Raw genomic sequence first — 9,629 nt, 5'->3', positions numbered from 1 at the left:
TTGGTCGTGTAATGCAATCCGTCTGTTCGCATGACGACGCCGCCGCGGGATTCCTGGAAGCCGCTGGCGCACAAGTGGGCGTGCAGATCGACGACGGGGACGTCGTACGGCATTGACTGGGCGGCCAGGGTCGCAGCGCGGTTGACTGCGGCCGTGCGACGAGCGTCATTGACGATTGGCGGGTAGTGACCGGCTTCGAACGCTGTGGCAGTCGGCAGGTCGGAGTCTGAAACGTTGTTGCAGCCGCTCAGAACAACGGCCACGGAACCGACCTTCTTGTGCAGCAGCGCGATGATCTCCTCGTACGCTCTTTGTGTCGCTGTTTGCCAGCGCTCATCGGTGAATGAGACTGCCGCACCATCAATCCACCTGTCGTACTGTTCCCACGATCCGGCGAATAGCACGCCGAGATTCGCGTTTGCGGCTCTGATCTGTTTGTTGCGATTTGAACGAACCCACTGCCAACACTTGTTGGGCACTGTCATCGGCTCACCATTGATCGAGGCCGTGAATGGCGCGACGCCGCAACCAAATTCGGTACCGGGCGCGACGCTGAGGTTCCGTATCAGATTCGGCGTGTAGGCGGCGAATAGCGATAACGCGTTCGAGTCGCCGACCAGTACCGCCGTTGTTGGCCCACGCTTGGATCTGCTAACCGGTGTTAAGGAAAGCGACGGTGCCGCAGTGGCTTTCGCGGCTAACGTTTCGAGGCTGTCGCTTGCTGGCGGCTTGGCGAGACCGAAAGCGGTGAGTGTGACGGCGACAACGGCAACGGGGGTCGCAACAAGCAGTGTCCGGCGCGTGGGTACAGACATCCTGCTCAGCGCCCCGCGTCTGATCGGCATCTCAAGGTAGGTGTACGACAGTTGAGCGATGCCCAGTGTGAGCGTCACCCGCGCAGCGAACAACGGCAATCCCGAGAGACCCACGTGGTCTGGCGTCAAGAACAGGTAGATCGGCCAATGCCACAGGTATACCCCGTAGGAGATCTTGCCGAGCCATACCAAGGGCCGCCAACTCAATCCGCGGGCGAGCCAGCCGTCGGGATGTGCCGTGACTGAGACGATTACTGCCGCGATGGCGATCGCACATAACAGGAAGCCTCCCCGATAAGCCCACTGCTGCGTCTCGTCGACGAGCAGGAGCAAAGCGATCGCAGCCGCGGCCCCAAGGACGCCGATGGGCTGGGCAAACCGGGCCAGCCGCATCAGCACCCCCGGCGTTAGCAACGCGGCGAGCGCGGCACCAACGAGCAAGGCCTGCACCCGGGTATCGGTGCCGTAGTAGGCCCGCGATTGGCCGTCAGGTTTGGCGGCGAGGTAGGCCATGAGTCCCGCTGAGGCAACTGCGCCAGCTAGGAGTAGGCCCGCGAGGAAGCGTCGACCCTTGAACCAGGAAAGGATGCCGAGCAGGAACAGTGGAAAGAGCAAGTACCACTGTTCCTCGATTGCCAGGGACCACGTGTGCCGCAGCGGCGACGGATTGCTGAACTGATCGAAGTAGGAAGTGCCCTCCGCTATGAACCACCAATTGCTGGCGTAGAAGAAGGTTGCGACCGAATCCGTCCGCATCGCGTTGCCGGCACGCCCGGCAACTAGTGCGCTGGCTAGCAAGATGACGACCAGTACGACCATCAGGGCTGGGAGGAGGCGACGCGCGCGAGCAAGCCAGAAGTCGCGCAGATTCAGGCGTCCCGTTGAATGCCACTCGTGCAGCAAGATGCTGGTGATCAGGAATCCGGACAGCACAAAGAAGATGTCGACGCCGAGGAAACCGCCGCCGAGGAGGGTGGAGCTGCCGTGGTAGACGAGGATTATGGCGATCGCACATCCGCGCACACCGTCCAGGGATGCGCGGTAACCGATGCTGTGTTGACGAGCGCCGCTTACACCGCGGTCGACACCACTGTCGATCCGTGCCACTCGCCCACGTTAGGACACCAAGTGTCCGTTAACAACACCGTCTAGGTGGCTCGGGTCGAGCGTGACCGCACGACTCTCCTCGACCTACGCCCCGGTGTTGCCGTGCGAACACCATGGCGGTGACCCGGTGCGCCTTCTCGCATTGGCTCACCCGGAAAGGTGTGACGTGGTGCGCCACCCAAGTCGGAAACCAGTTGTCCTGGTCTGCTTGGGGTCCTCTGCGCTGTTCCTCGTCGGGTCAGCAACCCCCACTGTGGCTGCTGGTGTCGCGCCGGCCCCCGGCCCCCGCGCCGCGCAGGTGCGAGGAGACGTCACATCACCTGGCCGCGTAACGCTACGCGTCAGTGGTGAACGCCTGGGCAAGTCGGCAAAGATCGCCCTACACGGCCTCAGTGGTCGCGCCCGCGGGTACGACAGGGTCGTTTCCGTCAGGAAATCCAGAGTGCTCCGCCACCTGCCCACGGGCCGCTACCGGATCAAAGCTCGCATGATCATGGCACCAGCCGCCGCCCAGGTTCCGCGCCAACTTCAGAGGCAAGGGTCGCTACATCGTGCGTGACATGAACATCGATGTCCCCTTCACGTGGGCCGCACGCAACGGCGAGATGCAGATGGTGGCCGGTGGCTGGAAGTACCCGATCTACTTCACGAACGTGATCAAGGATCACTACCTCTATACGAAGACGTATAAGTGGCCGCAACGACTCGCAGACGTTGTGGAACGTTCAACACTTTGGCGTGCAGAACCTCTTGGATCCGCAGTTGGACGAATGGATCCAGATGAAGACCTTTGAACGCAAGCCCGGTGTTCTGAAGCCCCCGTCTGACTGCAAGCGGACCTGACCTATGTGCGGCAACTGAAAGCCGATCCCCCGTTGGAGTCTCTGACCATGCGTCGGGAGGTTGACTCTGAAACATTCATCACATGAAGCTTCAGTCGAAAGCAATGACACGATCCGTAGTCGCGACCGTCGGTGCCGTGGCCCTGCTGGGTGTGGGGATCGCGGTTCCAACGGCTGCCTCGGCCTCGCCAGCACAGGGTCGGGGTGACATCTACGGAAGTTGTGCAATACCCGCCCCGCCGCGAGGTGCGACGAAGATCGCTCAATTCAGGTCCGACGGCTGGCGCCATCAGATCTACAAGACAAAGACCAGCAGTCCATACGCAACCGTCCTGTACTACAAGGCGGCTGGCAAGTGGCGCGGATACCGGACCACGTCTTGGGGTGGCGGCGCGTCATATGTCGGCCCAAAAGCTGGGAGTGGATGGGGAATCACGATGCGCAAGAAGAACTGCGGCTACCTATCGGTCGGTGCCGGCGCTGCGAAGGGCAAGCCAACGCACTTCGACGTGTGCATAGGTAAGACCGCAGCCGACATCAAAGAGTGCAAGCGCGCCAAGTAGCGAAGGCTGCCGCCGAGTAGGAGCGAAATTGCCCCGAAAATGATCATTGCTGGTCCTTCCATCGACGGATCGCTGGAGCACAGCAAGCACGAAGGTTCCATCGCGAACGTCGTGCCGACGGCCATAGTTCGATTCGCAATCGTTGCTGCGGCACAGATACCTTGGTGCAGGTGACGAGCTCACCCGATGCCGGTGCCACCGCAGTCCCAGACCGGACGCCGACTGCGATTTCTGCCCAGGCCCTGACGCGCACCTTCGGTGACAAGCGCGCCGTGGACGACTTGTCACTCGACATCCCCGCCGGATCGTTTTTCGGCATTTGTGGGCCCAACGGTGCTGGCAAAACCACCATGCTCAAGATGGCCACCGGGCTGCTGCGGCCAACGAGTGGATCCATCGCGGTCGACGGGATCGACGTCTGGTCTGACCCGGTCGCGGCCAAGCGCCGATTCGGATTCGTGCCTGACAATCCCCGCGTCTTCGATCGGCTGAACGCGCCAGAAGTCCTTGAGTACATCGGTGCTCTGCGTGGGATGGATCCGGCCACGGTTCGCGAACGCAGCGAGCAGATTCTCGATGCCCTCGATCTGCAGAAGGATCGCGGGACGATCATCGCTGACTACTCACTCGGCATGACAAAGCGAATCGGACTTGCCGCGGCAATGTTGCACAACCCGCGAGTCCTCATCCTCGACGAACCATTCGGGTCGTTGGACCCAGTGAATACCGCCGTCATGGAGGGGTTGCTCAAACTGCACCGTAAGGGCGGCGGAACCGTAGTGTTCTCCTCCCACGTGATGGACGTGGTTGAACGACTCTGTGACCAGATCGTGATCATCGATGAGGGCAGGGTCAAAGCGGAAGGGACTGTCGCTGAGGTTTCCGGCGGCAAACGCCTGCAGGACGCTTTCGTGGACTTGGTCGGCGGCCGCGCATTTGACGACCGGGGCATGCAATGGTTCGGGTCTTCGTCCGACTGAAGCTGACCCTTCTTCGGGCCAGTTTCAGCGCATCCACCGCGACGGCGGTCGTGTTCGTCGTCGGCGCATTGCTTGCGTTGGTGGGCGGGATCTTCATGGGAGCCCTGCTCGCCGTGTCGCTGAGTCCCGGGCGAGACGGCGGCGCCGTGCTGCCGCTGGTGTTGTTCGCTGGCGTTTGGATCATGTGGGTCATCGGCCCACTCCTCAACTCCGCCCAAGGGGATCAGTCGATCGACCCGTCTCGACTCGAACTGCTGCCGCTGAGCAACGCAATGCAGGTCCGGGGCCTGCTGGTTTCCGGCTTCATCGGACCCGGTGCGTTCGGGACAATCATTGGCGCTGCGGGCGCGATGTTCGCCACGGGTTTCACGCCACTGGCTCGCGTCGCAGCTTTGATTTGTGCCCTCCTCTTCGTGACCCTGTGCGTGGCTTGGTCCCGCACGGCCAGCGCCGTTTTTGCCGGGGTGCTGAACTCCCGCCGAGGTCGAGACCTGACGATTGCGCTGTCGGCATTCATCGGCGTCGGCGTCTATGTCATCAGCCAACAGATCAACAGTGAGGTGCTCGCACTCACTTCGACCGGGACAACAGGTGACTTCCGTTTCCTGGCGATCCTTCCACCGGCGGCTTTGGGGCTGGCACTGACTGATCTGCGCGACGGTGACAACCTGAGCGCCGTCTTGCTGATGGCGTGGGGGGCGATCGGGATCGGGATCAGCCTGTGGGTCTGGCGGTGGGCACTGGCTCGGCGTCTCGACGGTGGTGGGGCCGCGATGTCGGCCAAGGCCAAGCGCGGCCCGGTAGGTGACTCGGTCCTGTATCCGGTCGCCGTCAAATGGCTCCCGCGGACGGCCATGGGAGCCACGGTCGCCAAGGAGATCCGCTACTACTTGTTCCGCTCCACCCTGCAACTGCAGCAACTGGTGCTCGGAAGTGTCGTTGCCGTTCTTGTTGCAGGGCAGAGTCTCTTTAGCTCAGAACCCAGTCCGCTCACTGACTTTCTCGGTGCCTTTGTGCTCTTCATGGTGTTGTGGCAGAGCGCACCGAACGTGTTCGGAATCGACAACTCGGCGGTCTCTGTCTACATCCTGAGCGGAGTGCGGATGGGCGGCGTTGTCATGGGCAAGATGCTGGCCTTGCTTCTGATTGGGTTACCGATAGCAGTCATCGTTCAGATCGCGGCGACATCCGTCCACGGACAGTGGTCAACTTTGCCAATCGGACTGGCGGTCCTTCCGGTTCCGTGGCTGGTCTGGCTCGGCCTGGGTTCGCAACTCTCCGTCCGTGTGGGGTACCCGCTTGTGCCGGGTCAGAAGCCCAACAGCGCGCGTGCCATCACGGCCGTTCTCGGCGGGTTGGTCGGTGGTGCGCTCCTGGTCGTAGTCATCGTTGCTGCCGGGGCCGGCGTCAATGTGCTGGTTGGCTCGGCTTGGGCGGGGGCACTTGCCGCTTGGATTCTGGCACTTGCCGTCGGCTACTTCGGGTGGCGCAATGCAGCAGCGAAACTCGACGAAGACGCGACGCCGCTGCTTGCCGAGCTAGAGGTATCCCGCGGCTAACGCGCGTTGCATTGCTGCCTCAGCACCCGATTCCTCCGGCGTGGGACTTCAGACCGTCCACGTTCTGCTGGTCAGGACGCGTGCATAATCGGTCTATGAGTGAGGTCACGTCCTACCCGCACCGCCGAGTGCTCATGGTGAGTGAGGGTTTGCTCGCGGTCGCCGGATTCGCCGGCGCAGCGCAGTTGGTGAGTGGCGCGTCAACACCTCCCGTGTCGGACGTGGAGCCGCTTGGACTCTCGACGTGGGTACTGCCCGGAATCTGGCTCGGCGCCTCGGTAGGTATCCCGTCAGCGGCCGCCGCCTACCTGGCCTGGCGGCGATCGCCGCACGCACCGAATGTCGTTCTGCTCTCCAGCGGGTTGTTGGCCGTTGAGCTCGTGGTCCAAATACCCTTCATCGGCCCGAGTCCACTGCAGGCTGTGTTCGGCACCGTGGCCCTCACCACGGCGGGTATCGCGGTCGACGCGCGCCGACGGGGCTGGCGCAAGACTCGCCGTTGACCCCCGATTCCGGTTCCCCTTCGTGACGCAGACTCTCCACAGACCTGAGATGGACGACAGATGATCGATGCACCGGACGCTGAGCGCGAGCATTCCGAAACGGCGGGCATCGACCCAGCCGACCTATCCGTCTGCTTGCGGGTGTTCCGGGAACTCAATGAACTGCCGGTCGAGCATCCAGACGCCCTGGCCGTGCGACGCGCAACAGCCGGGTTGTTCAAGAGCGTCAAGAAGCGGCGCCGAAATGAGCGACGGCAAGAGGTGCTTGCCAGTGACAATGCCGTGATCGCAGCAACCGCAACCGGCTCACCCGAGCGAATCGATGACGAGACCCAAGGCCTGCCGCTTGTCTCGAACACTCGTGGCGCATCCGCCGGGCAGTTGATCCGACCGCAGGCGTGCTACATCTGCAAGGTCCGCTACACGACCGTCGATGCGTTCTATCACCAGATGTGTCCCGATTGTGCTGCCCTCAACCGCTCGCGACGCGACGCTCGCACGGACCTCACCGGTCGGCGGGCGCTGCTCACGGGCGGGCGAGCAAAGATCGGCATGTACATCGCATTGCGGCTGCTGCGCGACGGCGCAGAAACCACGATCACAACGCGATTCCCCAACGATGCGATTCGTCGGTTCATGGCGATGCCCGACAGCGTCGACTGGCTTCATCGGTTGCACATCGTCGGGATCGACTTGCGAGACCCCGCTCAGGTGGTTGCCCTCGCCGACTCGGTCGCTGCGCGGGGATCGCTGGACATCCTCATCAACAATGCGGCCCAGACCGTCCGACGCTCGGCACAGTCTTACGAGCTGCTCGCGGCGGCCGAGGAGCAACCACTGCCGGTCGGGGAATTGCCTGAGGTGACGACGTTCGGCCGAACCTCCGACGCACACCCAGCCGCCCTGATGGGCGCGGTAGTCGGCGGCACGGCCGGGCTCGCCAAGCTCACTGCCGCTGAGTTGACCGAGGCTGCACTCACGGCGGGGTCATCGTCGCTCGCCCGCACCGCCGCCCGCACCGCAATCGATGCAGGCGGGTTGGTGCCCGACCTCCAGGAACACAACAGTTGGACGCAGATGGTGCACGAGGTGGATGCTCTGGAGTTGCTCGAAGTGCAACTGGCGAACTCGACGGCGCCGTTCATTCTGATCAGTCGCCTGCGACCATCGATGGCGGCGTCTGCTCATCGGCGCAAGTACGTCGTCAACGTCTCTGCGATGGAGGGCCAGTTCAGCCGCCGGTACAAGGGTCCTGGGCATCCGCACACGAACATGGCCAAGGCTGCCCTGAACATGCTGACTCGCACGAGCGCTGAGGAGTTGCTCCGAACCGATGGCATTCTCATGACTGCGGTCGACACTGGCTGGATCACCGACGAACGCCCCCACCCCACCAAGATTCGATTGGCAGAGGAGGGCTTCCACGCACCGCTCGATCTAGTCGACGGCGCCGCCCGGGTGTACGACCCGATTGTGCGGGGAGAGCGCGGCGAGGACCTGTACGGCTGCTTCCTCAAGGACTTCCAACCAGCCTCCTGGTAGCTGACGTCGGCACACTCGGCTTGCTTGCAAGCTGAGCGGCGGACGACGAGGGCAAGCAAATCTGTGGTGCCGAGGACGTGGGTTTGCCAATACCCTCGACGGATGGCAGGTTCCGGAGTCCCAGCACCCGTTCCACCCGAGGACGCCGACCGCGTCCGCTCACTGGAGCGGTATGCCGTCCTGGACACCGAAGACGAGGAAGCGTTCGACCGGATCACTCGCCTGGCCGGTGGGTTGCTCGACATGCCCATCGCGTTGGTCTCGTTGGTCGACGGTGAGCGACAGTGGTTCAAATCCAAGGTTGGCGTCGAAGCCACCCAGACGTCACGCGAACTCGCTTTCTGCGCCTACACAATCCTCGGTGACGAGGTGTTCACCGTCCCCGACACCACGAACGACGAACGATTCGCCGGCCATCCGCTCGTGACCGGAGATCCGCAAATCCGCTTCTATGCAGGTGTGCCGCTGACTGCCGCAGACGGTTCGAACCTTGGCTCGTTGTGCGTCATCGATCGCGAACCACGGAATTTGGACGCGCGAGAGCTGGCACTCCTTGTCGACTTGGCAGGCTTGGCGCAGCGCGAGTTGGAACTGCGTCGAGCGGCGATGTCCGATGGATTGACCGGGGTGTTCAACCGTGAGGGTCTGGTGGCCGCTGCCAACCGGGAAATTGTTCGCGCCCAAAGCCATGGCGAAACCCTGTGCTTGGCGGTACTTGACCTCGACCACTTCAAAGACATCAACGACACCTACGGCCATGCTGGAGGAGATTCCGTGCTGTGCTCGGTGGCGGACATCATCGCTGCGAACCTTCGCGGGGTTGACATTGTGGGGCGGCTCGGCGGCGATGAATTCGCCCTGTTGCTCCCGGGTGCTGATGAGGGCCAGACGCGAACGATCGTTGACCGAATTCGCGGTGCTCTAGCGCAATCAAGGAAGGAACTGGTCGGGGCCGCTCGTGCTGTGACCTTCAGCATCGGCGTAGCCGAGTTCGACCCCTTGACCGACGACCTGCCAGCGCTGTTTGGCAAGGCGGACAAGGCGCTCTATCGCGCCAAGCGTGCCGGCGGCGATCGAGTCGACGTCGATGCGGGGAAGAACCAACCGGGCCGGGAGTAGACCAAACCTTTTAGCCGCCTAGCTCCCTTGTGTGATTTTGGCCGGTGGTGCGCCGGTGAGCGAATCCCAGGTGCGCTTGGTCCGAGATCGCCGTGGACCGTTGGCCTCGATGGAAGCGGCGCGGTCGGCCTGCGCCTGCGGGTATTCGTCCCAAGGAATTCCGGGAACGTTGTACCCGCGCCATGTGCGCCGCCGAACCCCCCAGAAGAACCAGACAGTCGCCGCAACGAATTCAGCACCGAATAGGGCGTAATCCTGCAGATCGAGATTTCCAGAGTTCAACACCTGATCGGCGATCCGCTGCATGTCAGCCTCAGGCCGCGTCTCTCCCCAAAGCAAGACCGATGACACCAGCAACATGGCGTAGACGCGCATGGCGATGTCTGCCCAGCCGGGGCGAAAGTGCGCAATCACGCGTACCGCGATAATGAAGCTCGTTGTGGTGAATGCGAGATCTTCGCCGTTGGTCAACTTGGGGATGAGCAGGCCTGTGAAGAGCAGGATGCTGCTCCACAGATACAGCAGCGGCACAATCGAAACTAGGTACTGAATGAAGTCGCGGCCGGTCACGTGCCACTTGCCGTCGGCGCGGTAGCTGA

The 9,629-nt window shown here is 62.7% G+C and carries 9 protein-coding genes; 7 read left to right on the top strand and 2 right to left on the bottom strand.

Annotated features, from left to right (window positions below; translation table 11 throughout):
- The coding region (locus tag KAZ48_09100) for an acyltransferase (GenBank protein ID MBP7972946.1) at positions 1-1,922 on the bottom strand (1,922 nt) is incomplete at its 3' end.
- Between the two features lie 560 nt (positions 1,923-2,482).
- Here KAZ48_09100 and KAZ48_09095 point away from each other — a divergent pair.
- The 7 genes from KAZ48_09095 (at position 2,483) to KAZ48_09065 (ending at position 9,030) form a co-directional block, all read left to right on the top strand.
- Positions 2,483-2,716 carry a hypothetical protein gene (locus KAZ48_09095; GenBank protein ID MBP7972945.1) on the top strand — a complete coding sequence of 78 codons (234 nt, stop codon included), beginning with the start codon at positions 2,483-2,485 and terminating at the stop codon, positions 2,714-2,716.
- 152 nt (positions 2,717-2,868) lie between these two features.
- Positions 2,869-3,327: a hypothetical protein gene (locus KAZ48_09090; GenBank protein MBP7972944.1), complete on the top strand. Its 459-nt coding sequence runs from the start codon at positions 2,869-2,871 to the stop codon at positions 3,325-3,327.
- Between the two features lie 227 nt (positions 3,328-3,554).
- Positions 3,555-4,307 (top strand): ABC transporter ATP-binding protein, encoded by a 753-nt coding sequence (locus KAZ48_09085; protein MBP7972943.1) that lies wholly within the window; start codon positions 3,555-3,557, stop codon positions 4,305-4,307.
- Positions 4,283-5,866 (top strand): hypothetical protein, encoded by a 1,584-nt coding sequence (locus KAZ48_09080; GenBank protein MBP7972942.1) that lies wholly within the window; start codon positions 4,283-4,285, stop codon positions 5,864-5,866. The genes KAZ48_09085 and KAZ48_09080 overlap by 25 nt, the downstream gene beginning before the upstream one ends.
- 95 nt (positions 5,867-5,961) lie before the next feature.
- A complete protein-coding gene (locus tag KAZ48_09075; protein ID MBP7972941.1) occupies positions 5,962-6,369 on the top strand; it encodes a hypothetical protein in 408 nt (135 codons plus the stop codon).
- A gap of 60 nt (positions 6,370-6,429) precedes the next feature.
- The gene (locus KAZ48_09070; protein ID MBP7972940.1) at positions 6,430-7,911 is read left to right on the top strand and encodes an SDR family NAD(P)-dependent oxidoreductase; all 1,482 of its coding nucleotides are present in this window, start codon (positions 6,430-6,432) and stop codon (positions 7,909-7,911) included.
- A 102-nt stretch (positions 7,912-8,013) separates the two neighbouring features.
- Positions 8,014-9,030, top strand: coding sequence for a sensor domain-containing diguanylate cyclase (locus KAZ48_09065; protein MBP7972939.1), 1,017 nt, complete (start codon positions 8,014-8,016; stop codon positions 9,028-9,030).
- Positions 9,031-9,048: 18 nt separating this feature from the next.
- On the opposite strand, the gene KAZ48_09060 is transcribed toward KAZ48_09065, so the two are convergent.
- Positions 9,049-9,629, bottom strand: a 581-nt coding sequence (locus tag KAZ48_09060; protein MBP7972938.1) for a hypothetical protein, incomplete at its 5' end; no start/stop codon positions are given.

This window comes from Candidatus Nanopelagicales bacterium (assembly GCA_018003655.1).
In the GTDB taxonomy this organism is placed as follows: domain Bacteria; phylum Actinomycetota; class Actinomycetes; order S36-B12; family UBA10799; genus JAGNDY01.
The sequence above is the reverse complement of the archived record's forward strand: the minus strand, read 5'-3'. Positions and strand labels throughout refer to the sequence as shown.

Bases quoted from the DNA above. Each gene is read 5' to 3' on its own strand.
- KAZ48_09075 (MBP7972941.1), top strand. From the start codon at position 5,962: ATGAGTGAGGTCACGTCCTACCCGCACCGCCGAGTGCTCATGGTGAGT.
- KAZ48_09065 (MBP7972939.1), top strand. From the start codon at position 8,014: ATGGCAGGTTCCGGAGTCCCAGCACCCGTTCCACCCGAGGACGCCGAC.
- KAZ48_09080 (MBP7972942.1), top strand. From the start codon at position 4,283: ATGGTTCGGGTCTTCGTCCGACTGAAGCTGACCCTTCTTCGGGCCAGT.
- KAZ48_09090 (MBP7972944.1), top strand. From the start codon at position 2,869: ATGACACGATCCGTAGTCGCGACCGTCGGTGCCGTGGCCCTGCTGGGT.
- KAZ48_09095 (MBP7972945.1), top strand. From the start codon at position 2,483: ATGAACATCGATGTCCCCTTCACGTGGGCCGCACGCAACGGCGAGATG.
- KAZ48_09070 (MBP7972940.1), top strand. From the start codon at position 6,430: ATGATCGATGCACCGGACGCTGAGCGCGAGCATTCCGAAACGGCGGGC.